We start from the raw sequence: 24273 nt of genomic DNA, 5'->3' as shown, positions 1-24273 counted from the left end.
CACGCTAGATCGTCACCCGGCTGAAACTGTCGCGCAAGGCCGCCGACCAGGCGGCCGACATGGCCATGAATGCCGGATCGCCTTCGGGGATGCGCCGACGATGGTCAAGCCGCGCCTGTCCTGCGCGAATGACGGCCAGATCCAGCGGCATTCCCACCGACAGGTTGGATCGCAAGGTCGAATCCATCGACAGCAGCACCGCCTTTTGCGCATCCGCAAGCGATGTGTCGGGCCGCACCACCCGATCCAGGATCGGCTTGCCGTATTTGTGTTCGCCGATCTGCAGAAAGGGGGTGTCCTCGGTTGCCTCGATGAAGTTGCCTTCGGGATAGATCAGGAACAGCCGCTGCGGGCCGCCGCGGATCTCGCCGGCCACGATCATGCTGGCACTGGCCTGTTGGCTGAGATCGCGGCACTGGTCAACGATATGGCGCCGGGTGCGGTTGAGCGCGTCGCCGATCATCGTCGCCACCCTCAGCATGTTGGGCGCGCGCATGATCGAGGTGGTTTCGTCCGCCTCGGGGTGGTCGATGGCCTCTTGCAGCCGGCCCAGCGCCGTTTGCGTCACCGACAGGCTGCCCGCGGTCATCACCACGATCACCCGTTCGCCCGGCTGCTCGAAAAAGAACATCTTGCGATAGGTCGAGATATTGTCCAGCCCGGCATTGGTGCGCGTGTCCGACAGCAGCACCAGCCCTTCGTTCAGCTTCAAACCCACGCAATAGGTCATGCGAGTCATGCTCCGCGCCTTTGTCTTGGGGATAAGGCGGCCGGGCGGGATGCGCAAGTTTTGCGCCGCGCTACTGTTCCATCGCCTCGACCAGAACACTGACATCCAGGCTTTCGGCTCCGGCCCCGAAGGTGGTGCCGCGCACCGGCGCCGCATCCGGCGCATCCAGACCCGAGGCCAGGCGCACATAGCGTTCGTCGGGGCAGCAGCCGTTCGCCGCGTCGAAACCGACCCAGCCCAGCGGGCCGACGTGCAGTTCGGCCCAGGCATGGGCTGCGTCCTGCCCGGCCTGGCCTGTGCCCGAATGCAGATAGCCCGACACATAGCGCGCCGGCAGGCCGCGCAGGCGGGCGCAGGCGATCAGGGCATGGGCGTGGTCCTGGCAGACGCCTTGCCCCAGGGCCAGCGCCTCGGCTGCCGAGGTGGCCGATTCGGTGACGCCGGGGACATAGGCGATGGCCTGATGGACCGCCCGCGCCAGCTGATGCGCCAGGTCCAGATTGTCCTGACCGGCGATGCCGCCCGCCAGCTCGGCCAGCGCCGCATCGGCCCGGGTCAGCGGCGTGTCGCGCAGATAGACTAACGGGCTGATCGTTTCGCGATGGCCGCGCAGCACGCCGGCGGTGTCGCGTGTCTCGACCTCGCCCGAGGTGGAAACGACCACAACCGCCACCGGGCCCCGCACCGTCCAGCTTTCGATCCAGTCGCCCGCCCCGTCGCGATAGCCCACCCCCCTTTGACCGCCGCTGACGGCAATGGTCCAGTCCAGCACCTTCTGCCCTTCGGATACCGAAGGGGTCAGGCGCAGGCTCTGCACCAGCCCCTGCACCGGCGCGTCATAGCGATAGCTGGTTTCATGGGTGATCTTCAGCCGCATTTCCTTGCCCCCCTTACATCCTGCCGCTCAGGTAATCTTCATGCGCCGCGTCGGATATGGCGGCGATCTCGCCGATGAACCAGGACAGGAATTCGTGCAGCCCCTCGTCAAAGATGGCATCGATATCGCGGGCAACCAGTGCATCCAGCGTCTGGCGCGCATGATTGGCGGCGGTGGTCGGCGCGGTCTCGCCATAACGGCGCACCAGGCCGTCCAGATGCCACACCGCCTCGTAAAGCGATGTCAGCAGCGAACGCGGGCTTTCCCCGTTCAGGATCAGGAATTCGGCCACCTTGGCGGCCGTGACATCAACGCCATAGACCCATTGAAAGGCGCGATGCGCCGACAGCGCCCGCAGGATCACCTGCCACTGGTAGTTGTCCAGACCCGAGCCGATGAATTCGACGCGCGGCAGCAGCACGAAATACTTCACGTCCAGCAGGCGTGCGGTGGCGTCGGCGCGTTCCAGCGAATAGCCGAGGTTCATGAAATGCCAACCGTCGTTGCGCAACTGCGTCGCGGTCATTGCCCCGCGCACGGTGGCGCCGTGACGCGTGGTGAAATCGGTCAGCATCGCCGTATCCAGCTGATCTCGCGGGCGCTTTTCCAGTTCGCGCAGTTCCTGATAGCCCGTGTTCAGCGCATCCCAGACCTGACTGGTCAGCGCAGTGCGCACGATCCGTCCCCCCTCGCGCGCCTTTTCGATGCAGGACGCGACCGAGGACGGGTTGTCGTGGTTGAAAAAAAGCCAGTGTTCGATGTTTTCCTGATTTATCTGGTCGCCGTAATGCTGCGCAAAGGCCGTGCTGGCGCCCGAGGCGCGCAACAGCGATTCCCATTCGTTGCGATAGCCCTCGGGGGTGTTGGGCAGCAGGGTGATGCGTGCCCCCACGTCCAGCAGACGTGCGGCGGTTTCGGCGCGCTCGAGATGGCGGCCCATCCAGAACAGGTTGGCGGCGGTGCGGCTGAGCATGGCTGATCCCCCTTATTCCGACAGAACCCAGGTGTCCTTGACCCCGCCGCCCTGCGACGAGTTCACCACCAGCGAGCCTTCGCGCAGCGCCACCCGCGTCAGGCCGCCCGGCACCAGTTCGATGCGGTCGCCGCACAGGCAATAGGGACGCAGATCGACATGGCGCGGCGCAACCCCTTCGTCCACGAAGGTCGGGCAGGTCGACAGCGCCAGCGTCGGCTGGGCGATGTAGTTGTGGGGATTGGCCTTGATGCGTTCGGCGAATTCGTTGATCTCGGCGCGGGTCGCGCGCGGGCCGACCAGCATGCCGTAGCCGCCCGAGCCATGCACCTCCTTGACGACCAGATCGGCCAGATTGTCCATGACATAGCGGTAGTCGTCGTCGTTCCACAGCGTCCAGGTCTGGACGTTCTGCAACAGCGGCTCCTCGCCCAGGTAAAAACGCACCATCTCGGGCACGAAGGTATAGATCGCCTTGTCGTCGGCCACCCCCGCCCCCGGCGCCGAGGCGATGCTGACCCCGCCCGAGCGATAGACATCCATCAGCCCCGGAACCCCCAGCATGGAATCGCGCCGAAAGCACAGCGGGTCCAGAAAGGCATCGTCGATACGGCGATAGATCACGTCGACCCGCTTGGGGCCCTGGGTGGTGCGCATGTAGACAAAGCCGTTGTCGACAAACAGGTCGCTGCCCTCGACCAGCTCGACCCCCATCAGATTGGCCAGGAAACTGTGTTCGTAATAGGCGCTGTTGAAATGGCCCGGCGTCAGGATCACCACCGTCGGCGCACCTTCGCATTTCGCCGGCGCGACCGAGGCCAGGGTGCGGCGCAGCAGTTCGGGATAACGATCCACCGGTTCGATGCGGTTGTTGCGAAACAGCGCCGGGAACATGCGCATCATGATTTCGCGGTTTTCCAGCATGTAGCTGACGCCGGACGGGGTGCGGCAGTTATCCTCGAGCACATGGAACTCGTCGCGGCCGGTGCGCACGATGTCGATGCCGACGATGTGCGAATAGACCCCGCGCGGCGGCACGAAGCCGACCACCGATTTTTCATAGGCCTCGTTCTGATAGACCAGATGCGCGGGGATCCGGCCGGCACGCAGGATCTCGCCGCGGCCATAGACATCGCGCAGAAAGGCGTTCAGCGCCCGGGCCCGTTGCTTGATCCCGCGTTCCAGCTTGCGCCATTCGCTTTGCAGGAAAACCCGCGGCATCATGTCAAAGGGGATCAACCGGTCCGGATCGCCACCTTCGCCATAGACGGCAAAGGTGATGCCGATGCGGCGAAACAGCGACTCGGCCTCGGCCTGTTTCATCTGGCGGATCTCGGCCGGCATGGTCGCCAGCCAGTCCGACAGCATGGCATAGGGCTCGCGGACCTGACCGTTGTCCATCATCTCGTTAAAATACATCTTGTGCCCCCCTTTCCATGAACCCGATCTTGGCATGCGTCGAGCGGCTGTCCATAGCCCATGACAGGCAAGCGCATGCAATCCGGCCGATGCAGAAGCCCAAAGCAGCTTCTGCCTGCAAGGAAGGCAGCGGCAGGCAATCCGGTTCCCGCGCCGGTGCCCGGGCCGGACCGGAAAACTTTGATTAGAACTGCGCAGAGATTCTGCCCCTGTGGGTCCGGTCGGTTACGGATTTTTCAGCAATCCCGGGCTAGAAACGGGAAAGCGAGACCTTTGAGCCGGACGAATAAATGCACATGACCTTGCTTACTCACACCGATGGCATCACCCTGCGGGTCGAGGAAAAACGACTGGATGCCGCAATCGCCATCGCCTTCAAGGACAAGGTGCGCGCCATGATGGGCGATTCGGGCCCACAGGTGGTTCTGGACCTGTCGCAGGTCGATTTCATGGACAGTTCCGGCCTTGGTGCCGTCATCGCCCTGTTCAAGGCCATGCCTCCCGGGCGGCAGCTGGTTCTGGCCGGGCTGACCCCGAATGTGCAGCGCGTGTTCGAGCTGACGCGAATGGACAAGGTGTTCACCATCACGGATCGCGCGCCAGATGCCCTTCCGCAAGCGGAGGAACCGCAATGATGACAGCCACAGCAACCGCAGCGATTGGCCCGAACGCACGGCTGCGCCAGCCCCTGCCTGCGCGTCAGCCGATCTTTCACCGCATCTTTCGCGCCGAACCCATGACGGTGCGCGCGGCGCTGATGTTCCTGCGCGAACGCTTTCAGGGCAGCGCACAGGACGAGGTAATCGGCAAGCTGGAACTTGCCCTGGCAGAGGTGCTGAACAACATCTGCGAACACGGCATTCACGCCGATGCGCCCGGCATCGATGGCGCCACCCATCCGCCGGTGATCCACCTGTGCGTGGCACGCCATGTCGGCGGGATCGCATGTGCGATAACAGACGACGGCCGGCCGCTGCCCGAATCCTGCCTCAATCCGCGTCCGCTACCGCTCGGGCAAATGGATCTTGACCAGGTCGACGCGCTGATGCTGCTGCCCGAAGGCGGCTTTGGCTGGTATCTGATCCAGGGGCTGACGGTTTCGCTGAGCTATTTTCGCGAAGGCCGGCGAAACTTTCTGGCCTTCATCGTCCCGGTGACCGAGCCGCTGCACGCTGCGCCATCACGACCTGATCCTGAACCCGACGCCGAAGCTGCGATCAGTTGAGCCCGACCTGCAACGGATAGCGGCCATCCTCGAATTCCCCGAACATCTCGGTCACTTCCGGATGTTCCACGGGCTCGCCAGACGGATCGGGAATCAGGTTCTGTTCGGATACATAGGCGACATAGAAGGTCGCTTCGGTTTCGGCAAACAGGTGATAGAACGGCTGATTGCGGCTGGGACGCGACTCTTCGGGAATGGATTCATACCATTCCTCGGTATTGGCGAATTCGGGATCCACGTCGAAAACCACCCCGCGAAACGGATGCTCGCGGTGGCGGACGACCTGCCCGAGGTTGTATTTGGCGGTCTTGGACCGAATCCGCATCATATCCTTCCTGTCTGGCGCGGCTCTTACAGGTCCGGCGCTGCCCTGTCCACCTTTGCAAGGGAGCAGGCGAGATCTCATCACCGGGTTGCTGGCGGAATTTCCTCGGGCAGCAGCGGCACGGTCGATATCGACATCTTGGCCGAACCCTGATTAACCTGATTGGCATGGGCCAGATAGATCAGCACGTGGTTGGTTTCGTCATAGATCCGCTTGACCCGCAGGCTTTTGAAGATCAGCGACCGCGAGGCGGAAAAGACATCCTCGCCCTTGGCGCCACGGCGGATATCGCCCAGTCGGATCGGTCCCGTGCGCGTGCATTCGATGGCCGAATTGGACGGATCCTCGAACCAGTTGCCCTGGCTGAGCCGATCCAGCATCGAGCGGTCGAAATAGGCAAGATGGCAGGTCACGCCGGATACCTGGGGATCGGCGATCGCTTCGATCACGATGTCGTTGCCGACCCAATCCACCCCGACCTTGCCCACCACCTCGGCGGCCGCCGGGCCCGCCATCAGCAACAAGGCGACAGGAATTGCCTTCATCATGACCTCCGCAAGGCTTGGCAGCAGCAATGTGGCGACGGCCGCCAGCGGCTACAAGCCCCCCGGACCCGGCGTCAACGGCTGACGTCCCTCTGCGGTCAGCAGCTGCGGCTGCCCGCCCTCGATCACCACGGCACTTAGCGGGCCGCCATAGGCGGCGCCGGTATCGATCGCCAGACGATTGCCGAAATGCGTCACCCGGTCCACCGGCGAATGGCCGTGCACCACCAGCACCCCATGGTCGCTGCCGCTGTCCAGAAAGCTGCGCCGGATCCAGACAAGGTCATGTTCGGTCTGCCGCGACAGATCGACACCGGGCCGAATGCCGGCATGGACGAACAGCGCCTGCGGTGTCAGATGCCACAGCGGCAAGGCTGCCAACCAGTGCAGATGCGCCTGCGGCACCCTTTCCAGCACCTGCGCATGGGCACGTGCATGGTCCGCCGTCTCGAGGACACCATAGGAGGCCAGCGTTTCCGCCGCCCCCAGCCCCGGATGATCCAGCCAGTGCTGCCCCGAAGCCAGCCCCGGATCGATCCAGTCCGGCCGGGCGGCAAAGCGCGGCAGGAAGCGGTCGTGATTGCCGCACAGCACGATCCATGGCCGGCCTTCGGCCTGGCCCTGCATCAGGTAATCGACCACGCCGCGCGAATCCGGTCCGCGATCCAGCAGGTCGCCGACATGGACGACGGCAGCCTTGCCGGGATGACGGCTCAGATCGGCCGCGATCAAGGCATGGGCCTGGTGCAGCAGTTGCAGATGGCCGTGAATATCGCCGATGGCATAGATCCGCATCGCGCCCCCTTGTCTTTGGTCCCGGACCGAACGCCCGGGACCATGGCCGGGTTCAGACCTCGAAATGCAGCGGGCGCACCTGCAGGAACTTGCCGGTCGCGCGCAGCGCCTCGAGTGCCTCGGGCTTCAGGGCCTCGTCCAGATACAGGATGGCGATGGCATCGTCGCCGGTGCGGGTGCGGCCCAGGGTAAAGTTGGCGATGTTCACCCCCAGGTCGCCCAGCGTCATGCCCAGCGCCCCGATCACCCCCGGCACGTCCTTGTTGCGGGTGTAAAGCATATGTTCGCCCACCTCGGCCTCGATGTTGATGCCGCGGATCTGGATGAAGCGCGGCTTGCCATCGCTGAACACCGTGCCGGCAATCGAACGCTCGCGCGTTTCGGTGACCACGGTGGCCTTGATATAGCCGTCAAACACTCCCGACTTCGCCTGGGTGGTGGTGGCGACCTGCACGCCGCGTTCATGCGCCATCACCGGGGCCGAAACCATGTTCACATCGGGGTTCGTGGCCTTCATCACCCCGGCGATCGCGGCGGCGTTCAGCGCCTTGAGGTTCATTTCCGACGCGACCCCGTCATAAAGCACGTTGATCGCCTTGATCGGTTCGTCGGTCATCTGACCGATGAAGGCGCCCAGATGCCCGGCCAGCTTGATCCACGGACCCATCACCGCAGCCTCTTCGGCGGTGACCGAGGGCATGTTCAGCGCATTCTGCACCGCACCGGTCAGCAGATAATCCGACATCTGTTCGGCGACCTGCAGAGCGACGTTTTCCTGCGCTTCGTTGGTCGAGGCGCCCAGATGCGGCGTTACCACCACATTGGGCAGGCCGAACAGCGGGCTTTCGGTCGCCGGCTCGGTCGCGAACACATCCAGCGCCGCGCCGGCGACATGGCCGCTTTTCAGCATTTCGGCCAGCGCCTCCTCGTCGATCAGGCCACCGCGGGCGGCGTTGATGATGCGCACGCCCTTCTTGGTCCTGGCCAGGTTTTCTCGCGACAGGATGTTGCGGGTCTTGTCGGTCAGGGGCACGTGCAGGGTGATGAAATCGGCCTTGGCCAGCAGCTCGTCCAGCTCGACCTTCTTCACCCCCAGTTCGACGGCGCGTTCCTCGGACAGGAAGGGGTCAAAGGCCAGCACCTTCATCTTCAGCCCCAGGGCACGGTCGATGACGATGGAACCGATGTTGCCCGCGCCGATCACGCCCAGCACCTTGTTGAAGAGTTCCACCCCCATGAAGCGGTTCTTTTCCCACTTGCCGGCATGGGTCGAAACCGAGGCCTCGGGCAGTTGTCGCGCAACGGCGAACATCAGCGCGATGGCATGTTCGGCAGTGGTCACGCTGTTGCCGAAGGGGGTGTTCATCACGATCACCCCCCGTTTCGACGCCGCCGGGATGTCGACATTGTCCACGCCGATGCCGGCGCGGCCGATCACCTTCAGATTGGGGGCGTTTTCCAGCAGCTTGGCCGTCACCTTGGTGGCCGAGCGGATCGCCAGCCCGTCATACTGGCCGATCACCTCGGCCAGCTTTTCCTTGTCCTTGCCCAGATCGGGCAGGTAATCCACATCGACGCCGCGATCGCGAAAGATCTGGACGGCGGTTTCCGAAAGCTTGTCCGAAACAAGAACCTTGGGCATGGGAAGCATCCTTCTGGATATGCAGGGTCGGCGGCGCGGCGGGCGCGACGCGGGCTGGCATGTCGGGGGTGGGGCCGATCCGGCCGGTCGCCCGCCGGATCGGGCGGCCGGTCAGGCGGCGGCGGCCTGGGCCTCGATCTCGGCCAGATAGGCGTATTCGATCCAGGGCATCAGTGCCGCGACATCGCTGGTCTCGACGGTCGAGCCGCACCAGATGCGTAGGCCGGGCGGGGCATCGCGATAGCTGCCGGCGTCCAGGGCCACGCCCTCTTTCTCAAGCCGCTTGGCTACGGCCTTGGCAAAGGCCGCACCGTCGCGAATGCGCGGATCGGTAAAGCGCAGGCAGACCGAAGTTGTCGAGGCGGTGGCCGGATCCTCGGCCAGGTCGGCGATCCAGTCCTTGTCGGCGATGAAATCGCGCACGGCGCGGGCATTCGCCTCGGCCCGGGCGATCAGCGCACCGCGCCCGCCCAGCGCCTGCGCCCATTTCAGCGCCACCAGGTAATCCTCGACGCACAGCATCGATGGGGTGTTGATGGTTTCGCCCTTGAAGATGCCCTCGATCAGCTTGCCGCCCTTGGTCAGGCGAAAGATCTTGGGCATCGGCCAGGCGGGGGTGTGGCTTTCCAGCCGCGCAACGGCGCGCGGCGACAGGATCAGCACGCCATGACCGCCTTCGCCGCCCAGCACCTTCTGCCAGGAAAAGGTGACCACATCCAGCTTGTCCCAGGGCAGGTCCATGGCAAAGGCGGCGCTGGTCGCGTCGCAGATGGTCAGCCCGGCGCGGTCGGCCGGGATCGCGTCGCCATTCGGCACCCGCACGCCAGAGGTGGTGCCGTTCCAGGTGAACACCACGTCATGGTCGAAATCGACCTGGGTAAAATCGACGATCTTGCCGTAATCGGCCTTGCGCACCACCGCATCCAGCTTCAGCTGCTTGACCACGTCGGTCACCCAGCCTTCGCCGAAGCTTTCCCAGGCCAGCATCTCGACCCGGCGCGGACCCAGCAGCGACCACAGCGCCATTTCCACGGCGCCGGTATCCGATGCCGGCACGATGCCGATGCGGTAATCGGCCGGCACGCCCAGCACTTCGCGCGTCAGCTCGATCGCCTCGGCCAGCTTGGCCTTGCCGATGGCGGCGCGATGCGAACGGCCCAGAGGCGCGTCTGCAAGCATGTCCAGCGAGAAATTGGGGATCTTGGCACAGGGGCCCGACGAGAAGCGCGGATTGACCGGTCGCGCGGCCGGAGCAGTGATGCTCATATGCTAGCCTTCCAGCTATGAAGCGCCGCGTTGGGGCGGCGTGTCCCGCTGACCGCCATAATGCTGGCGCACGATTCCTGCAACCGAAATCTTGCACGCGCCACATGATTGCGGCCGGCCCGCAATTTGGGCTAGTGCTGCGGCCATATCCTGCGCCGGAGCCTTCATGCATACCGTGACCATCCTTGCCGCGCCCGCACGGGCCGATCTGACCCCCGCAATCGTGAACGGATTGCGCGATCGCTGGGCCGGCGGGTCGGTGATCTGGCTGGCCCAGGGGGTCGCCGCAGAGTTTGCGCTGGCTGAGGTTCCGACCGATTTCTGGGAATGCTGGCAGGATTTGCAGGACCGCGGCCTGGATCTGGCGATCCAGGCGACCCGTGGGCGACGCAAGGCGGTTCTGCTGGCGGACATGGATTCGACGATGATCCAGCAGGAATGCATCGACGAGCTGGCCGATTTCGCCGGTGTCGGCGCGCGCGTCGCCGCCATCACCGCCGCGGCGATGAACGGCGAGCTGAATTTTCACGAGGCGCTGATCGCGCGCGTCGGCCTGCTGGCCGGCCTGCGTGAAAGCGTCATCGACCAGGTGCTGGACAGCCGCATCACCCTGGCGCCGGGCGGGCGCGAGCTGGTGGCCACCATGCGCGAGCAGGGCGCCTATACTGCGCTGGTGTCGGGCGGCTTCACGGTGTTCACCGGGCCGGTGGCGGCGGCGCTGGGCTTTCACGAACACCGCGCCAACACGCTTTTAGCCGAGGACGGCGTGCTGACCGGCCATGTCAGCCTGCCGGTGCTGGGCCGCGAGGCCAAGATCGAGGCGCTGGAACAGATCACCGCCGCCCGCGGCCTTGCCCCGGCGGACGCGCTGGCCGTGGGCGACGGCGCCAACGATCTGGGCATGTTGCAACTGGCCGGCATGGGGGTGGCGCTGCACGCCAAGCCCGCCGTCGCCGCGCAGGTCAGCCTGCGCGTCAATCATGGCGATCTGACGGCACTTCTGTATCTGCAAGGCTACGCGGCCGAGGAATTTGCCCGCTGAACCGCCCTGCCCTACGGCGCAAGCCTGCATCACTTGCCGGGAAAGCGTGGATTGGCTTTCCGTGCGGCTTGCGATGGTAACGTTTCGGTGACACAAGCAGCGCATGAAACCGCGCTACAAGGCCCTTTCCGTTCATCTGCTGACTGCCACCGGGGCGGTGCTGTCGATGCTGGCCTTGCTGGCGGCGGTTCAGGCGGAATGGTCGCAGATGTTTTTGTGGCTGGTCATCGCGCTGATCGTGGACGGGGTCGATGGGCCGCTGGCCCGGCGCTATCAGGTCAAGACCAACTGGCCGACCTATGACGGCGTGTTGATGGACCTGATCATCGACTATCTGACCTATGTGTTCATCCCGGCCTATGCGCTGTTCATGTCGGGGCTGCTGCCGGGCTGGACGGGCTGGATCGCGATCATCGCCATCACCTATGGCAGCGTGATCTATTTCGCCGACACCCGCATGAAGACAAAGGACAATTCCTTTGCCGGCTTTCCGGCCTGCTGGAACATGGTGGTGCTGGTCCTGTTCGCGCTGAAGCCGAACTTCTGGGTTATCCTGCTGGTGGTGGTCGCCCTGGCACTGACCATGTTCAGCAACGTGAAATTCATCCATCCGGTGCGAACCGAACGCTGGCGCTGGCTGTCTCTGCCGATCACCGCCGCCTGGATCGGTTTTGCGGTCTGGGCGGTCATGGTCGACTTCCACCCCGAAAGCGTGGCGCGCTGGGGGCTGCTGCTGACCTCGCTCTGGCTGATGTTTGCCGGACTTGCCCAGCAACTGACACAGAGAAGGGCTTGATCGCGGCCCGTTTTGCCGGAAAGCTACCGGTGACATTCATCTGGCGGGGGGCAGCGATGTTTGGACGATTGATGCGGGCGGCGGCGATCGGCGTCATGCTGGTGGGTCCGGCGCAGGCCGCGCAGGACAGCATTACCCTGGCCATGGTGCTGGAGCCACCGAATCTGGACCCGACCGGGGGCGCGGCCGCCGCCATCGATGAGGTTGTCTATGCCAACCTGTTCGAGGGGCTGACCCGAATCGCCCCGGACGGCAGCGTGGTGCCGGCGCTGGCCGAAAGCTGGCAGGCCGAGGATGGCGGCAAGAGCTATCTGTTCCGCCTGCGCTCTGGCGTCACCTTTCACGACGGCAATGCCTTCGACGCCCAGGACGTGATCTTTTCGCTGGATCGCGCCCGCGCCGCCGACAGCACCAATGCCCAGAAAGCGCTGTTCGAGGGGATCGACAAGGTCGAGGCGCTGGACCCGCTGACTGTGCGGGTGACGTTGAAATCCCCCGATGGCGGCTTCCCCTTCAAGATGGCCTGGGGCGACGCGGTGATGGTCGATCAGGCATCTGTGGCCGATCTGGCCACACGTCCCGTGGGCACCGGACCGTTCCGGTTCGGCGAATGGAAACAGGGCGACCACATCACCCTGACCGCATATGACGGCTATTGGGGCGAAAAGCCGGCGATCAAGACCGCCACCTTCCGCTTCATCGGCGACCCGACCGCGGCATTTGCGGCGATGATGGCGGGCGACATCGACGCCTTCCCGATCTATCCGGCGCCCGAAACCCTGGCGCAGTTGCAGGCCGATCCGCGCTTCAAGGTGCTGGTGGGCACGACCGAGGGCGAAACCATCCTGGCGATGAACCACAAACACCCGGCGCTGGCCCAGCTGAAGGTGCGTCAGGCGATCGGCCACGCCATCAACCGTGCCGAACTGATCGAGGGGGCCATGTTCGGCTATGGCACCCCCATCGGCACCCATTTCGCGCCGCACAATCCCGATTACGTCGATCTGACTGCGAAATCGCAATACGATCCCGAACTGGCGCGCAAGCTGCTGGCCGAGGCCGGCGTGCAGGATCTGACCCTGCGCCTGGCCCTGCCGCCCACCCCCTATGCGCGTCGCGGCGGCGAGATCCTGGCGGCGCAGTTGCGCGCGGTCGGCATCCAGACCCAGGTGACGAACATGGAATGGGCGCAATGGCTGGAACAGGTGTTCAAGACGGCCGATTACGACCTGACCGTCATCAGCCATGTCGAGCCCATGGACATCGGCATCTATGGGCGCGACAAATATTACTTCAACTACAGCAACCCCGCCTTTGCCGAGGTGATGGCACAGCTGGAGGCCGCCACCGATGCGGGCGAGCGTTCGGCACTGCTGAAACAGGCGCAAGAAATCCTTGCCGACGATGCTGCCAACGCATTCCTGTTCCAGCTGGCCAAGACCGGCGTCGCCAAGGCCGAACTGGAAGGGTTGTGGGAAAACGCACCGATGCCGGCCAATGATCTGACTGCCGTGCGCTGGAAGGATTGATCCGTCTGGTCGCGGCGATCAGTTCTTCAGCACCAGGCAACGCCCGCCCAGGCTGCGCAGCCGGTTGCAAAAGGCATAGGCCTCGGTCTTGTTGGAATAGCCGATCTGCGCGGTATAAAGCGTGCGCGGCCCGCCCGAGACCTTGCGCCGCACATAGCTGACGCGCTTGCCGCCCAGGATGGGACGCAGTTGCCGGTTCAGCCGCGACACCTGCTCGGTGACGCCCGACTGGCTGGGATGGGTGGCCACGATCACGCCCCAGGGCCAGGGGTGATCGGGGGTCTTGAACTCGCGCAGCTTGCGCGAACCGGCCAGCTGCACACAGGCATCGCGGAACGGGCGTTGCTTGTCCAGGCGGATGTCCAGCTGCTGCGGCGGGTTGTCGCGCCAGTTCCAGGCCGTCAGCCCGGTGATCGCCTGCACGTAATCCTGGGTTTCCCAGGGCAGGCTGCCGCCCTGCGCGATGAAGCGCGCTGCACGGTTTTCACCGCCGTTATAGGCCACGGCCGCCAATCCGGCGTTTCCGAAACCGTCGATCAGCCGCCGCAGATAGGCGGCGCTGGCCTCGATCGCCTTGGCGGGGTTGAAAGGATCGTCCAGCCCGACCATGGCGGCCGTGCTGGGCATGAACTGGGCAATGCCCATGGCCCCGACAGGGCTGACGGCGCCCGGCTCGAACAGGCTTTCCTTCCACAACAGGCGGGCAAGGAAATGCGGATCCAGATTGTGCCGCCCGGCCGAACGCTCGATGGCGAAGCACACGTCCGGCACATAGCTGCGCAGCGAGATGCAGCTGGCGCCGTCGGCAGTGCAGCGCAGCTGATCGTGATGGCGCGGCGCGGCACGCCCCGCCACTGCATCCAAAGCCTCGTAAGCCACAAGCGGCGTGGCCATGATCGCCAGGACAAGGGCAAGCAGCAGTCTGAACATCGCATACTCGGAAACGGGATGATGTCCAGATAGCAGCGTCGCCGGCAGTTGCAAACAGTTCAGACGCTCAGGACTTGCCCGCTGCCGGCTTGCGGCGCGGCCTTGCCCCCGGCTTCGCAGCGGCTTCGGCCTTGGCCGCGCCGGGCCGGGCCGCCTTGCGTGCCGCCTGACGCGCGGCCTTTTCGGCGTCCTTCTGGCGCTTGCGCTCGGCCTTTTCGGCCTGTCGGGCGGCCTTGCGCTGTGCCCGCAGTTCGGCACCGCCCTCCTCCTTGCGGCGGTCCTTCTCGGCCTGGACCCGGCGGATGGCCAGACCCAAGGCCTGGGCCAAAGGCTTGTCTTGCGTGGTCTTTTTCAGATGGCGCAACTGCTGGTGCAACGCCTTCAGCCCCGCGCGGTCCAGCGCCGCCAGACCTGCCGCGCGGCTGCGGGCAATCAGCGCCTGGGCGTCCTCTGCGCCGCTTCCCGGATCGGCGGGCGCAAACTGCGGCTCTTGCAGATGCTCGGCAGGGGATTGGGGCAAATCGGGGTCAGCGGCCATGGCGATCCTTCAAGACGCGGTTGCTGATCGGCAATCTGCCACGGCAGCGGGTTCTGCGCCAGATCGAAGGCCCCGGCGTCCAGGCCGGGGCGCATCATGGCTGACATACGCCTCCAGGGTCAGGGCGTGGTGGCCTGGGCGGTGGTCACGCTGGCGGCAGGCACCAGATAGCCGTTCGGTTGCTGCACCAGCGGCCCTTCCAGCGCGAGGCTTTCGGCCTGACTGCGCACCTTGACGCGCGTCCCGTTCGGCACCTGATCGAACAGGTCCATGATGTCCTGGTTGAACATGCGGATGCAGCCGGCCGAGGTCGCCTTGCCGATCGATGACGGGTCCATGGTGCCGTGGATGCGATACATCGTGTCGCGGCCGTTCTGGTAAAGATACAGCGCCCGCGATCCCAGCGGGTTGTCCACACCCCCGGCCAGGCCGCCCTTCAGCGGTCCGTAAAGTTCGGGCATGGTGCGCACCATGTTGGCGGTGGGGGTCCAGCTGGGCCATGCGGCCTTGCGATTGATGGTGGCGGTGCCCTGAAAGTTCTTGCCGGCCTGACCCACGGCGACGCCATAGCGCATGGCCTGGCCACCCTCCATCACGTAATACAGAAACCGCGCATAGGGGTCGACCACGATGGTGCCCGGCGCCTCGGGGCCGTTATAGGCGACCTGCTGGCGGCGGTTGCGCTCGGTCAGATAGGCTTTGCGAACGGCATGAATCTCGATCGGTTCGCCGCGCGGACCGGTATCGGTGCGGGCGCCATAGATGCCCTGATCGACCGAGGGCGTGCTGGGGGCGGTGGGGGCAGGCGCGGGAGCGCAGGCGGCAAGGCCCAATCCCATCGCCAGCATGAGCGGTGCAAGGCGCATGATGTCTTTCCTTTGTATCGCGGCGCGCGCTGGCGCGGCCGTGGCAGCAGCATTCACGGTAAGACCGCAGCCGGGCCCGAGCAGAGGGCGGTTGCGATTCGTGTTCTCGTATCAGCCCGTCCCGCCCCGATCACGTCAAGGGCAAGCCTTGGTGAGCGGCCGATTCCGCGGCACACTGTGGCGAAACGGTTGATGAGGGAACCCGGAACGGCCCCAGGTTGTTGCCTGTGCAGAAGAAAAAACTGCCATACATTGCAGCACAAGGAACATCTGAGATGACTCTTACCGCCTTGCTTGTCACCCTGATCATCGGCGCGATTGCCGGCTGGCTCGCCGGCCTGATCGTCAAGGGCCATGGCCAGGGACTGCTGATGAACATCGTCGTCGGCATCATCGGCGCCGTGATCGCTGGTTGGCTGTTCCCGATGATGGGTCTCGGACTTGCCGCCTCGGCCCCGATCGTCGGCACGATCATCTTTGCCACCATCGGCGCGGTGATCCTGCTGCTGGTGGTGCGCCTGGTTCAGCGCGCCTGACCGTCACTCGACGACGCGAAAACGCAAAAGCCCCCGGTCCTTGCGGTCCGGGGGCAGTCGCATATGGGCGAAGGCTGTCGCGTCAGGCGGTCGCCGGGCGCAGACCGCGTGCAGCCTGGTCCTTGTGGCCGCGCATATACCGGGCATAGCCCAGATCTTCGGCCTCGATCTCGGGGCGGCGACCGGAAATCAGATCGGCGATCAGACGGCCCGAGCCGGCCGACATGGTCCAGCCCAGCGTGCCATGCCCGGTGTTCAGGAACAGGTTGGCGATGGGCGTGGCGCCGACGATCGGGGTGCCATCCGGGGTCATCGGCCGCAGACCGGTCCAGAACTGGGCCTTGGCCGGATCGCCGGCGCCCACGAACATCTCGGACACCGATTTGGCCAGCGTTTCACGGCGGCGCGGGTTCAGCGTCAGGTCATAGCCGGCAATCTCGGCCAGGCCGCCCACCCGGATGCGGTCGCCCAGGCGGGTGATCGCCACCTTGTAGGTTTCATCCATCACCGTCGACACCGGCGCGCGCTCGGCATTCTCGATCGGGATGGTCAGCGAATACCCCTTGAGCGGATAGATCGGCAGCTTCAGCCCCAGCGGCCGGGCCAGTTTCGGCGAATGCGGGCCCAGCGCCAGGACATAGCGATCCGCGATCAAGCGGCCCTGATCGGTGCGCACCGCCGTGATGCGGCCGCCCTCGGCCTCGAGCGCCTGGATATCGACGCCCCATTTGAAGGTGACGCCGGCCGCCGCGGCCATCTCTGCAAGCCGGTTGGTAAAAATGAAACAGTCGCCGGTTTCATCGCCGGGCAGACGCAGGCCGCCGACGATGCGGTCGCGGGCGCCGGCCAGACCCGGTTCGGCCGCGATGCAGCCGTCGGTGTCCAGCACCTCGAAAGGCACGCCATCGGCGCGCAGCACCTCGATATCCTTGCCGGCCGCATCCATCTGCTGCTGCTTGCGGAACACCTGCAGCGTGCCCTGGGTGCGTTCGTCATAGCGGATGCCGGTATCGGCGCGCAGCTCTGCCAGGCAGTCGCGGCTGTATTCTGCCAGCCGCACCATGCGGCTCTTGTTCACGGCATAGGCGGCCGAGGTGCAGTTCGACAGCATCTGCGCCATCCAGGACAGCCGCTGCCAGTCCAGCCGCGGCTGGATGACCAGGGGCGCATGGCGCTGGAACAGCCATTTCATCGCCTTCAGCGGGATCCCCGGCGCCGCCCAGGGCGAGGAATAGCCGGGCGAGATTTCGCCGGCATTGGCAAAGCTGGTTTCCAGGGCCGGACCGGGTTGACGGTCGATCACGGTCACCTCATGCCCCGCCTGCGCCAGATACCAGGCAGAGGTCACACCCAGAACGCCGGCCCCAAGAACGATGACTTTCATGTTCGCGCACCCTTTCATCACAGGTTGACCAAGAATAGCGCCAACCGCAGAAATGAAATCCGAAAGTCTGGACGAATAAGGCCTCGATCAGCACGATTATAGCACGATACGCCCATAATACAGAACAATCTTCGCAACATATTGCAGATCACAGGATTTATGCCTGCTCTGCCTCGAATCATCCGGGCGATTGCAGCCTTGCACCGGCCTGATAATGTCGGGATCAGGAACCCGGACCGGAAGTGATGAGCCCCCCGCCGCGCAAAAGCCCGTTTGCCCCGTTTCGCCATGCCGATTTCCGCCTGCTGTGGTCGGCGACGCTGATTTCAAATTTCGGCGGGCTGGTGCAATCGGTCGGCGCGGCCTGGATGATGACGCAGCTGACCGATTCCGCAACGCTGATCGCGCTGGTGCAGGCATCAAACGCGCTGCCGATCATGATCTTTGCCCTGATCTCGGGGGCGCTGGCGGACAATCTCGACCGGCGGACGCTGTTGCTGGGGGCGCAGACCTTCATGGCGGTGGTGTCGCTTTTGCTGGCGGTGCTGACCTGGCAGGGCTGGATGACGCCGGTGCTGCTGCTGACGCTGACCTTTCTGATCGGGGTCGGGCAGGCGATCTACAACCCGCCGTGGCAGGCCAGCATGCAGGATCTGGTCCCCCGCGAGGAATTGCCGGCGGCGGTCACGCTGAATTCGGTCGGATTCAACCTGATGCGCAGCGTCGGCCCGGCCGCCGGCGGGATCATCACCGCGATCTTTGGCGCGGCTGCGGCCTTTGCCGTCAATGCGGTCAGCTATCTGCCGCTGCTGGGGGCGCTGCTGCGCTGGCACCCGGTCACGCCGGCGCGCCTGACCACGCCCGAGCCCTTTGTCGCCGCCGTGGGCGCCGGGCTGCGCTATGTGGCGCTGTCGCCCAACCTGGTGCGGGTGCTGACACGGGGGGCGCTGTTCGGCTTTTCGGCGGTGGTGGTGCTGGCGCTGCTGCCACTGGTGGCCAAGGAAAACCCGCAAGGCGGGTCGCTGCTGTTCGGCCTGCTTCTCGGTTGTTTCGGGTTGGGCGCGATCGGCGGCGCGATGATCAATCCGCGCGTGCGCGAGCGCTTCGACAACGAAAACGTGGTCCGCATCGCCTTTGCCGCCTTTGCGGGTTCGGCGCTGCTGCTAGGGTTGACCGACAGCACCTGGCTGCATGCCTTGGCCATGCTGCCTGCGGGGGCAAGCTGGGTGCTGGCGCTGTCGCTGTTCAACGTGACCGTGCAGCTTTCGACCCCGCGCTGGGTGGTGGCGCGCGCGCTGGCGCTGTATCAGACCGCCACCTTCGGCGGCATGGCGCTTGGCAGCTGGACATGGGGGGCGATCGCCAGCGCGCATGGGGTCAGCGCCGCCATCACCGCCGCCGCGCTGCCGCTGGCGCTGGGGGCGGTTCTGGGACACTGGTTGCGCATCCCCGAATTCGGCACCCTCGACCTCGACCCGGCGAACCGCTTTCGCGAACCGCCCCTGGCGCTGGACCTGCGCGGTCGGTCGGGGCCGATCATGGTGATGATCGACTATGTGATCGACCAGAAGGACGTGCCGGAATTCCTGCGGCTGATGGCGATGCGCCGCAACATCCGCCGCCGCGACGGGGCCCGCAACTGGGCCCTGCTGCGCGATCTGGAGGCGCCCGAGCGCTGGACCGAAAGCTATCACATCGCCACCTGGGACGAATATGTGCGCCACAACCTGCGCCGCACCAAGGCGGATTTCCAGAATTATCAGGACCTGCACCGCCTGCATCGCGGCGACAGCCCGCCGCAGGTGCATCGCATGATCGAACGCCACACCGTCAGCCTGGACGACGACGTGCCGCTGCTGGGCAAGCTCGAGGTGCCATGACCGCTTTACCGATTCCCGCGCCCGCACTAGCCTTCGCATCATGATGCGCTATCTGACCAGACGGCTGATTTCGCTGGGGCTGAGCCTGCTGGTGGCCTCGGCGGTAATCTTTGCCGTGGTCGAGCTGGTGCCGGGCGATCCGGCCAGCTTCATGCTGGGCACCGGCGCCCAACCCGAAACCGTGCAGGCGCTGCGCGAACAGATGGGCCTGGATCTGCCGCTGCCCCTGCGCTACCTGCACTGGCTGGGCGGGGTGCTGACGGGCGATCTTGGCCACAGCTTCACCTACAAGACACCGGTCGCGGGCATGATCCTGGACCGGATGCAGGTTTCGCTGCCGCTGGCGCTGCTGGCGCTGGCGCTGGCGGCAGCCATTGCCCTGCCGATCGGGCTTTACGCCGCCGCGCGTCACGGCCGGCCGGGCGATGCGGTGGTGATGGGCGTGACGCAGATCGGGATCGCGCTGCCGAATTTCTGGTTCGCGATGCTGCTGGTGCTGCTGTTCGCGGTCAAGCTGCGCTGGCTGCCCGCGGGCGGCTTTCCGGGCTGGGACCGGCCCGGCATGGCGCTGCGGGCGCTGATCCTGCCGGCGGTCGCGCTGGCGCTGCCGCAGGCGGCGATCCTGGCGCGGGTACTGCGTTCGGCTCTGGTCGAGACGCTGGGCCAGGATTACATCCGCAGCGCCCGCGCCAAGGGGCTGAGCCCGGCGCAAGTGCTGACCGGCCATGCGCTGCGCAACGCGCTGATCCCGGTGCTGACCATCCTGGGCATGCAGTTTTCCTTTCTGCTGGCCGGCGCCATCATCATTGAAAACGTGTTCTACCTGCCGGGATTGGGTCGGCTGATCTTTCAGGCCATCACCCAGCGCGACCTGATCGTGGTGCAAAGCGCGGTGCTGGTGCTGGTGGCGGCGGTGATCCTGGTCACATTTCTGGTCGACCTGTCCTATGCGCTGGTCGATCCGAGGCTGCGGCGATGAAGGCGGCGCTGATCCTGGGGGCGGTCCTGTCGGGGCTGGCGCTGCTGGCGGCGGCGCTATCCTTTGTCTGGACGCCCGCCGATGTCACCGAACTGGCCATCGGCGAGAAGCTGCGGCTGCCTTCGGCCCAGCACTGGCTGGGCACCGACCATCTGGGCCGCGACATGCTGGCGATGATCATGGTAGGGGCGCGCACCTCGATCGCTGTGGCGCTGGTCGCGGTGGGCATCGGCCTGGGGCTGGGGGTGCCGCTGGGTCTGGCGGCGGCAGCCCGCAGCGGCGGCTGGCTGGACGAGCTGGTGATGCGCGGCAACGACCTGGTCTTTGCCTTTCCCAGCCTGGTTATCGCCATCCTGATCACGGCCGCGCTGGGGCCATCGGCGGTCAATGCCATCATCGCCATCGGCATCTTCAACATCCCGGTCTTTGCCCGCGTCACCCGCGCCTCGGCCCTGCCGATCTGGACGCTGGATTTCATCCGCGCCGCCCAGGTCGCCGGCAAGGGGCCGGCGCGCATCAGCTGGCAGCATGTGTTGCCCAACATCGCCAATGTGCTGATCGTGCAGGGCACCATCCAGTTCAGCCTGGGCATCCTGGCCGAGGCCGGCCTGTCCTATGTCGGACTGGGCGCGCAGCCGCCCACGCCCAGCTGGGGGCGGATGCTGGCCGAGGCGCAGACCATGGTCTCGCTGGCACCGCATGTCGCGATCATCCCCGGCCTGGCCATCGTCATCACCGTGCTGGGGCTGAACCTGCTCGGCGACGGGCTGCGCGATGCGCTGGACCCCAGGTTGCGCAGGTCGCCATGATCGAGGTCAAGGGCCTGCAGCTGAGCATCGGCCACCACCCGATCCTGCGCGGCATCAACCTGCGGCTGATGCCGGGCGAAATCACCGGGTTGGTGGGGGAAAGCGGCTCGGGCAAGTCGATGGCGGCACTTGCAATCATCGGCCTGCTGCCCCCCGGCGCCCGGACCGATGGCCGGGTCGAGCTGGATGGCCGCAACCTGCTGGAACTGCCCGATCCGGCGCTGTGCCGCATCCGGGGCAAGCGCATCGGCATGATCTTCCAGGAGCCGATGACGGCGCTGAATCCGCTGATGACCATTGGCGATCAGGTGGCCGAGGTTCTGCGCATCCACCAGGGCCTGCCCTGCGACAGGGCGCTGCTGCGCGCGCGCGAACGGCTGGACCGCGTGGGGCTGGGCTCGCCACGCTTTCCGCTGACGCTCTATCCGCATGAACTGTCCGGCGGCCAGCGCCAGCGCGTCGCCATCGCCATGGCCATCGCCGAAAGGCCGGATCTGCTGATCGCAGACGAACCGACCACCGCGCTGGATGTGACCACGCAGGCGCAGATCCTGTCCCTGCTGCGCCAGCTGGTCCGCGAAGAGCGGATGTCGCTTCTGTTGATCACCCATGACCTTGCCGTGGTGGCGGGCATCGCCGATCGGGTGGCGGTGATGAACCGGGGCCAGATCGTCGAACAGGGCAGCGTCGCGCAGGTGTTTCGCCAGCGCCGGCACGAATATACCCGGGCGCTGTTTGCAGCATCGACCCATCAGCCGCGCCTTGTGTTGCCCCCTCCCCAGCCGAAACCGTTACTTCAGGTGACGGATGCGGTGCGCGAATATCCCTTGCCCTGGCCGGCGCGCGGCCAGCCGCGGGGGATGCTGCGCGCGGTCGATGGTGTCAGTCTGCGGCTGGATGCCGGCGAATCCCTTGGACTGATCGGGGAATCGGGCTGCGGCAAATCCACGCTGACACGCGCCATCCTGGGACTTGATCCGTTGCAGGGCGGCCAGATCACGCTGGACGGGCACCCTGTCCGCGCCGGCCGCCAGATGCCGGCAGAGCTGCGCGCACGCATGCAGGTCGTGTTCCAGGACCCATTCGCCAGTTTCGATCCGCGCTGGCGGGTCGAGCGGCTGGTGGCCGAACCCTTCCATCTGATCGGGCGTCCGCGGGACTGGCGCGAACAGGTCGCCGAAGCCCTGTTCGAGGTAGGCATCACCGGGGATGCCCTGCGCCGCCACATCCATGAATTCAGCGGCGGTCAGCGCCAACGCATCGCCATTGCCCGCGCCCTGATCATCAAGCCACGGCTGATCGTGCTGGACGAGGCGGTCAGCGCGCTGGACGTGCGGGTGCGCGCACAGGTTCTGGATCTGCTGGCGCGGCTGCGCGTCAGCCATGGTCTGAGCTATCTGTTCATCAGCCATGATCTGTCGGTGGTCCGCCAGATCACCGACAGGGTTCTGATCATGCAGCAGGGCCGGATCGTGGAACAGGGACCGACCATCGCGGTCATGGAAAACCCGCAACATCCCTATACCCGCGGCCTGATGGCAGCGACCCCGCAGATCCCCCCCGAACTGGCCTTTCACGATTCGGTGCAGTCCCTTGCCTTGGATGCCGAGTCCGTGCACACGGACGCCCCCTGAGCGACAACTGCCACGGCGACCCGATGAACCGTATCATGACCAGACCAGCCACAACCGTCCGGGCGATTCGCCCTGCGCGGGCAGCACAGGACGCGCTGATTCGCCCCTTGCTGTTCGGCTGCTATCCCGCGATGCCCGAAGGCCCGCTGCCCTGGCCCTGGCGCGAGGGCGCGCCGGAGCGGGCCGGCGATGACGCCCGGATTATTCGGACACGCTGGGGGCGGGCTGCATGAGCCCAGTCCCGGACCAGCATCCAGGGACCTGAAAGTCATCGCATTTCAACCAACTGCGACCTCCACCCGGAACCTTGCAGCCATGGGTTTCCCGGCCATGTCTGGGTTACAGACGACAACAGGCCCCGCATGCGCAGGGCCTGCTGCTCCCCCCCTGAAATGGCGACCGGCCTCCCCGCACGGCCGCCCAGGTGTTCCGTTGCTCAGGCGTTGATCAACTCTGCCTGGCGCACGATCACTTCTGCCTGACGGATAGAGGCGATGTCAACCAGTCGACCTTTGTATACCGTCGCACCGGCGCCGCTGCGCTTGGCTTCCTCCATCGCGGCAAGGATCTCGCGCGCTTCGCCGACCGCCTCGGCACTGGGGGAAAACACCTCATTGGCCAAGGCGACCTGCTTGGGATGGATGGCCCATTTTCCCACCATGCCCAGCGTGGCCGAGCGCCGGGCCTGGGCGCGAAAGCCTTCGTCATCGCTGAAATCGCCGAAGGGACCATCGACCGGCAGCACGCCATGGGTGCGGCAGGCCGCGACGATTGCCGCCTGCGCCCAGTGCCAGGGATCGGCCCAGTAACGAGCGCCGCCATGGGTCATGTAATAGTTTTCCTGCGTCCCGCCGATGCCGGTGGTCGCCATGCCCATGCTGGCGGCGAAATCGGCCGCGCCCAGGCTCATCGCCTGCAACCGGGGCGAGGCGGCGGCGATTTCCTCGACATGCGAGATGCCGGCGGCGGATTCGATGATGACCTCAAGGCTGATGCGCTTTTGCCGACCCTTGGCGGCCTCGATGGCGGTGACCAGCGCATCGACGGCATAGACGTCGGCAGCATTGCCGACCTTGGGGATCATGATCTGGTCCAGCCGCTCGCCCGCCTGTTCCAGCAGATCGACCACATCGCGATACCAGAACGGCGTGTCCAGCCCGTTGATGCGCACCGAAAGCGTCTTGTTGCCCCAGTCGATGTCGCCGATCGCCTGGATGATATTGCGCCGCGCCTGCGGCTTGTCGTCGGGCGCAACCGAATCCTCCAGATCCAGGTTGATCACATCCGCCTCGGACCGGGCCATCTTTTCAAAAAGCGCTTCGCGCGAGCCAGGGCCGAAAAGCTGGCAGCGGTTCAGACGCGCCGGGGCGGGCGGTTGGATGCGAAAGGACATGGGCGCCTCGTCTTGGCAATGAAGTTACAATTGTGGCAGGTATGTTGTTAGATAATTGCTGCATCTGCATCAAGCGTGTTTTGCAATTGCGAAACAGGCTGCCGGCCCGGACTTGACGGCTGCCCGCTTTCGGCGCAGGACCAGCCCATCCCAGCTTACG

General features: G+C 65.5%; 24 protein-coding genes. 10 read left to right on the top strand and 14 right to left on the bottom strand.

Going from position 1 to position 24273, the window contains the following annotated elements:
* Positions 1-4: 4 nt before the first annotated feature.
* From GB880_RS06525 to GB880_RS06510, 4 genes are all read right to left on the bottom strand, one after another.
* Positions 5-730, bottom strand: a complete 726-nt coding sequence (locus GB880_RS06525; protein WP_154490486.1) for a peptidase — start codon at positions 728-730, stop codon at positions 5-7.
* 70 nt (positions 731-800) lie between these two features.
* Positions 801-1607: a transglutaminase family protein gene (locus tag GB880_RS06520; protein ID WP_154490335.1), complete on the bottom strand. Its 807-nt coding sequence runs from the start codon at positions 1605-1607 to the stop codon at positions 801-803.
* A gap of 13 nt (positions 1608-1620) precedes the next feature.
* A complete protein-coding gene (locus tag GB880_RS06515) occupies positions 1621-2580 on the bottom strand; it encodes an alpha-E domain-containing protein (protein ID WP_154490337.1) in 960 nt (319 codons plus the stop codon).
* A 12-nt stretch (positions 2581-2592) separates the two neighbouring features.
* Complete coding sequence (locus tag GB880_RS06510) at positions 2593-3999, bottom strand: circularly permuted type 2 ATP-grasp protein (protein ID WP_154490339.1); 1407 nt, start codon at positions 3997-3999, stop codon at positions 2593-2595.
* Positions 4000-4289: 290 nt separating this feature from the next.
* Here GB880_RS06510 and GB880_RS06505 point away from each other — a divergent pair, with 290 nt between their 5' ends.
* Both GB880_RS06505 and GB880_RS06500 read left to right on the top strand, forming a co-directional pair.
* Positions 4290-4634: an STAS domain-containing protein gene (locus GB880_RS06505; protein WP_195840750.1), complete on the top strand. Its 345-nt coding sequence runs from the start codon at positions 4290-4292 to the stop codon at positions 4632-4634.
* A complete protein-coding gene (locus GB880_RS06500; RefSeq protein WP_229774264.1) occupies positions 4631-5224 on the top strand; it encodes an ATP-binding protein in 594 nt (197 codons plus the stop codon). Before GB880_RS06505 ends, GB880_RS06500 begins: the two co-directional genes overlap by 4 nt.
* On the opposite strand, the gene hspQ is transcribed toward GB880_RS06500, so the two are convergent.
* The 5 genes from hspQ to GB880_RS06475 form a co-directional block, all read right to left on the bottom strand.
* On the bottom strand, positions 5217-5549 hold the full coding sequence (hspQ, locus tag GB880_RS06495) for a heat shock protein HspQ (protein ID WP_154490345.1): 333 nt from the start codon (positions 5547-5549) through the stop codon (positions 5217-5219). The genes GB880_RS06500 and hspQ overlap by 8 nt on opposite strands.
* Before the next feature lie 80 nt (positions 5550-5629).
* On the bottom strand, positions 5630-6094 hold the full coding sequence (locus GB880_RS06490; RefSeq protein ID WP_154490347.1) for a CreA family protein: 465 nt from the start codon (positions 6092-6094) through the stop codon (positions 5630-5632).
* A gap of 51 nt (positions 6095-6145) precedes the next feature.
* Positions 6146-6889, bottom strand: a complete 744-nt coding sequence (locus GB880_RS06485) for a metallophosphoesterase (protein WP_154490349.1) — start codon at positions 6887-6889, stop codon at positions 6146-6148.
* A 52-nt stretch (positions 6890-6941) separates the two neighbouring features.
* Complete coding sequence (serA, locus tag GB880_RS06480; RefSeq protein WP_154490351.1) at positions 6942-8531, bottom strand: phosphoglycerate dehydrogenase; 1590 nt, start codon at positions 8529-8531, stop codon at positions 6942-6944.
* A gap of 111 nt (positions 8532-8642) precedes the next feature.
* A complete protein-coding gene (locus GB880_RS06475) occupies positions 8643-9797 on the bottom strand; it encodes a phosphoserine transaminase (protein WP_154490353.1) in 1155 nt (384 codons plus the stop codon).
* A 166-nt stretch (positions 9798-9963) separates the two neighbouring features.
* Here GB880_RS06475 and serB point away from each other — a divergent pair, with 166 nt between their 5' ends.
* The 3 genes from serB to GB880_RS06460 all read left to right on the top strand — a co-directional run bounded on the left by serB (position 9964) and on the right by GB880_RS06460 (position 13164).
* Positions 9964-10839: a phosphoserine phosphatase SerB gene (serB, locus tag GB880_RS06470; RefSeq protein WP_154490355.1), complete on the top strand. Its 876-nt coding sequence runs from the start codon at positions 9964-9966 to the stop codon at positions 10837-10839.
* 103 nt (positions 10840-10942) lie between these two features.
* Positions 10943-11635, top strand: coding sequence for a CDP-alcohol phosphatidyltransferase family protein (locus tag GB880_RS06465; RefSeq protein WP_154490357.1), 693 nt, complete (start codon positions 10943-10945; stop codon positions 11633-11635).
* Positions 11636-11691: 56 nt separating this feature from the next.
* Positions 11692-13164, top strand: a complete 1473-nt coding sequence (locus tag GB880_RS06460; RefSeq protein WP_154490359.1) for an ABC transporter substrate-binding protein — start codon at positions 11692-11694, stop codon at positions 13162-13164.
* A gap of 18 nt (positions 13165-13182) precedes the next feature.
* On the opposite strand, the gene GB880_RS06455 is transcribed toward GB880_RS06460, so the two are convergent.
* The 3 genes from GB880_RS06455 to GB880_RS06445 all read right to left on the bottom strand — a co-directional run bounded on the left by GB880_RS06455 (position 13183) and on the right by GB880_RS06445 (position 15498).
* Positions 13183-14094, bottom strand: a complete 912-nt coding sequence (locus GB880_RS06455) for a lytic transglycosylase domain-containing protein (protein WP_154490361.1) — start codon at positions 14092-14094, stop codon at positions 13183-13185.
* Positions 14095-14161: 67 nt separating this feature from the next.
* Positions 14162-14632, bottom strand: a complete 471-nt coding sequence (locus tag GB880_RS06450; protein WP_154490363.1) for a hypothetical protein — start codon at positions 14630-14632, stop codon at positions 14162-14164.
* A gap of 119 nt (positions 14633-14751) precedes the next feature.
* On the bottom strand, positions 14752-15498 hold the full coding sequence (locus GB880_RS06445; protein WP_154490365.1) for a L,D-transpeptidase: 747 nt from the start codon (positions 15496-15498) through the stop codon (positions 14752-14754).
* Positions 15499-15773: 275 nt separating this feature from the next.
* Here GB880_RS06445 and GB880_RS06440 point away from each other — a divergent pair, with 275 nt between their 5' ends.
* Positions 15774-16034 (top strand): GlsB/YeaQ/YmgE family stress response membrane protein, encoded by a 261-nt coding sequence (locus tag GB880_RS06440; protein WP_154490366.1) that lies wholly within the window; start codon positions 15774-15776, stop codon positions 16032-16034.
* Positions 16035-16116: 82 nt separating this feature from the next.
* Here GB880_RS06440 and GB880_RS06435 read toward each other — a convergent pair whose 3' ends face one another.
* On the bottom strand, positions 16117-17418 hold the full coding sequence (locus GB880_RS06435; RefSeq protein WP_154490368.1) for a D-amino acid dehydrogenase: 1302 nt from the start codon (positions 17416-17418) through the stop codon (positions 16117-16119).
* A 245-nt stretch (positions 17419-17663) separates the two neighbouring features.
* Between GB880_RS06435 and GB880_RS06430 the strand changes: the two genes are divergently transcribed.
* Genes GB880_RS06430 through GB880_RS06415 form a run of 4 tightly spaced genes read left to right on the top strand, consistent with a single transcriptional unit; the run spans position 17664 to position 22720 of the window.
* On the top strand, positions 17664-19298 hold the full coding sequence (locus tag GB880_RS06430; RefSeq protein WP_154490370.1) for an MFS transporter: 1635 nt from the start codon (positions 17664-17666) through the stop codon (positions 19296-19298).
* Positions 19299-19338: 40 nt separating this feature from the next.
* The gene (locus GB880_RS06425; protein ID WP_154490372.1) at positions 19339-20277 is read left to right on the top strand and encodes an ABC transporter permease; all 939 of its coding nucleotides are present in this window, start codon (positions 19339-19341) and stop codon (positions 20275-20277) included.
* A complete protein-coding gene (locus GB880_RS06420; RefSeq protein ID WP_154490374.1) occupies positions 20274-21086 on the top strand; it encodes an ABC transporter permease in 813 nt (270 codons plus the stop codon). Before GB880_RS06425 ends, GB880_RS06420 begins: the two co-directional genes overlap by 4 nt.
* Positions 21083-22720, top strand: a complete 1638-nt coding sequence (locus GB880_RS06415) for an ABC transporter ATP-binding protein (RefSeq protein WP_154490376.1) — start codon at positions 21083-21085, stop codon at positions 22718-22720. The genes GB880_RS06420 and GB880_RS06415 overlap by 4 nt, the downstream gene beginning before the upstream one ends.
* Before the next feature lie 436 nt (positions 22721-23156).
* Here GB880_RS06415 and GB880_RS06410 read toward each other — a convergent pair whose 3' ends face one another.
* A complete protein-coding gene (locus GB880_RS06410) occupies positions 23157-24113 on the bottom strand; it encodes an L-malyl-CoA/beta-methylmalyl-CoA lyase (protein ID WP_154490378.1) in 957 nt (318 codons plus the stop codon).
* Between the last annotated feature and the right edge of the window lie 160 nt (positions 24114-24273).

The sequence above is a fragment of the Paracoccus sp. SMMA_5_TC genome (assembly GCF_009696685.2).
GTDB lineage: Bacteria > Pseudomonadota > Alphaproteobacteria > Rhodobacterales > Rhodobacteraceae > Paracoccus.
Note: the sequence above shows the minus strand (reverse complement) of the source record. Positions and strands in the feature narration are given on the sequence as shown.

What these genes read in the sequence shown, in the direction of transcription:
- GB880_RS06450 (WP_154490363.1), bottom strand. Translation starts at nt 14,632, where the DNA reads ATGGCCGCTGACCCCGATTTGCCCCAATCCCCTGCCGAGCATCTGCAA.
- hspQ (WP_154490345.1), bottom strand. Translation starts at nt 5,549, where the DNA reads ATGCGGATTCGGTCCAAGACCGCCAAATACAACCTCGGGCAGGTCGTC.
- GB880_RS06505 (WP_195840750.1), top strand. Translation starts at nt 4,290, where the DNA reads ATGCACATGACCTTGCTTACTCACACCGATGGCATCACCCTGCGGGTC.
- serB (WP_154490355.1), top strand. Translation starts at nt 9,964, where the DNA reads ATGCATACCGTGACCATCCTTGCCGCGCCCGCACGGGCCGATCTGACC.
- GB880_RS06435 (WP_154490368.1), bottom strand. Translation starts at nt 17,418, where the DNA reads ATGAAAGTCATCGTTCTTGGGGCCGGCGTTCTGGGTGTGACCTCTGCC.
- GB880_RS06475 (WP_154490353.1), bottom strand. Translation starts at nt 9,797, where the DNA reads ATGAGCATCACTGCTCCGGCCGCGCGACCGGTCAATCCGCGCTTCTCG.
- GB880_RS06520 (WP_154490335.1), bottom strand. Translation starts at nt 1,607, where the DNA reads ATGCGGCTGAAGATCACCCATGAAACCAGCTATCGCTATGACGCGCCG.
- GB880_RS06525 (WP_154490486.1), bottom strand. Translation starts at nt 730, where the DNA reads ATGACCTATTGCGTGGGTTTGAAGCTGAACGAAGGGCTGGTGCTGCTG.
- serA (WP_154490351.1), bottom strand. Translation starts at nt 8,531, where the DNA reads ATGCCCAAGGTTCTTGTTTCGGACAAGCTTTCGGAAACCGCCGTCCAG.
- GB880_RS06420 (WP_154490374.1), top strand. Translation starts at nt 20,274, where the DNA reads ATGAAGGCGGCGCTGATCCTGGGGGCGGTCCTGTCGGGGCTGGCGCTG.
- GB880_RS06465 (WP_154490357.1), top strand. Translation starts at nt 10,943, where the DNA reads ATGAAACCGCGCTACAAGGCCCTTTCCGTTCATCTGCTGACTGCCACC.
- GB880_RS06440 (WP_154490366.1), top strand. Translation starts at nt 15,774, where the DNA reads ATGACTCTTACCGCCTTGCTTGTCACCCTGATCATCGGCGCGATTGCC.
- GB880_RS06500 (WP_229774264.1), top strand. Translation starts at nt 4,631, where the DNA reads ATGATGACAGCCACAGCAACCGCAGCGATTGGCCCGAACGCACGGCTG.
- GB880_RS06430 (WP_154490370.1), top strand. Translation starts at nt 17,664, where the DNA reads ATGAGCCCCCCGCCGCGCAAAAGCCCGTTTGCCCCGTTTCGCCATGCC.
- GB880_RS06490 (WP_154490347.1), bottom strand. Translation starts at nt 6,094, where the DNA reads ATGAAGGCAATTCCTGTCGCCTTGTTGCTGATGGCGGGCCCGGCGGCC.
- GB880_RS06510 (WP_154490339.1), bottom strand. Translation starts at nt 3,999, where the DNA reads ATGTATTTTAACGAGATGATGGACAACGGTCAGGTCCGCGAGCCCTAT.
- GB880_RS06460 (WP_154490359.1), top strand. Translation starts at nt 11,692, where the DNA reads ATGTTTGGACGATTGATGCGGGCGGCGGCGATCGGCGTCATGCTGGTG.
- GB880_RS06445 (WP_154490365.1), bottom strand. Translation starts at nt 15,498, where the DNA reads ATGCGCCTTGCACCGCTCATGCTGGCGATGGGATTGGGCCTTGCCGCC.
- GB880_RS06415 (WP_154490376.1), top strand. Translation starts at nt 21,083, where the DNA reads ATGATCGAGGTCAAGGGCCTGCAGCTGAGCATCGGCCACCACCCGATC.
- GB880_RS06425 (WP_154490372.1), top strand. Translation starts at nt 19,339, where the DNA reads ATGATGCGCTATCTGACCAGACGGCTGATTTCGCTGGGGCTGAGCCTG.
- GB880_RS06410 (WP_154490378.1), bottom strand. Translation starts at nt 24,113, where the DNA reads ATGTCCTTTCGCATCCAACCGCCCGCCCCGGCGCGTCTGAACCGCTGC.
- GB880_RS06455 (WP_154490361.1), bottom strand. Translation starts at nt 14,094, where the DNA reads ATGTTCAGACTGCTGCTTGCCCTTGTCCTGGCGATCATGGCCACGCCG.
- GB880_RS06515 (WP_154490337.1), bottom strand. Translation starts at nt 2,580, where the DNA reads ATGCTCAGCCGCACCGCCGCCAACCTGTTCTGGATGGGCCGCCATCTC.
- GB880_RS06485 (WP_154490349.1), bottom strand. Translation starts at nt 6,889, where the DNA reads ATGCGGATCTATGCCATCGGCGATATTCACGGCCATCTGCAACTGCTG.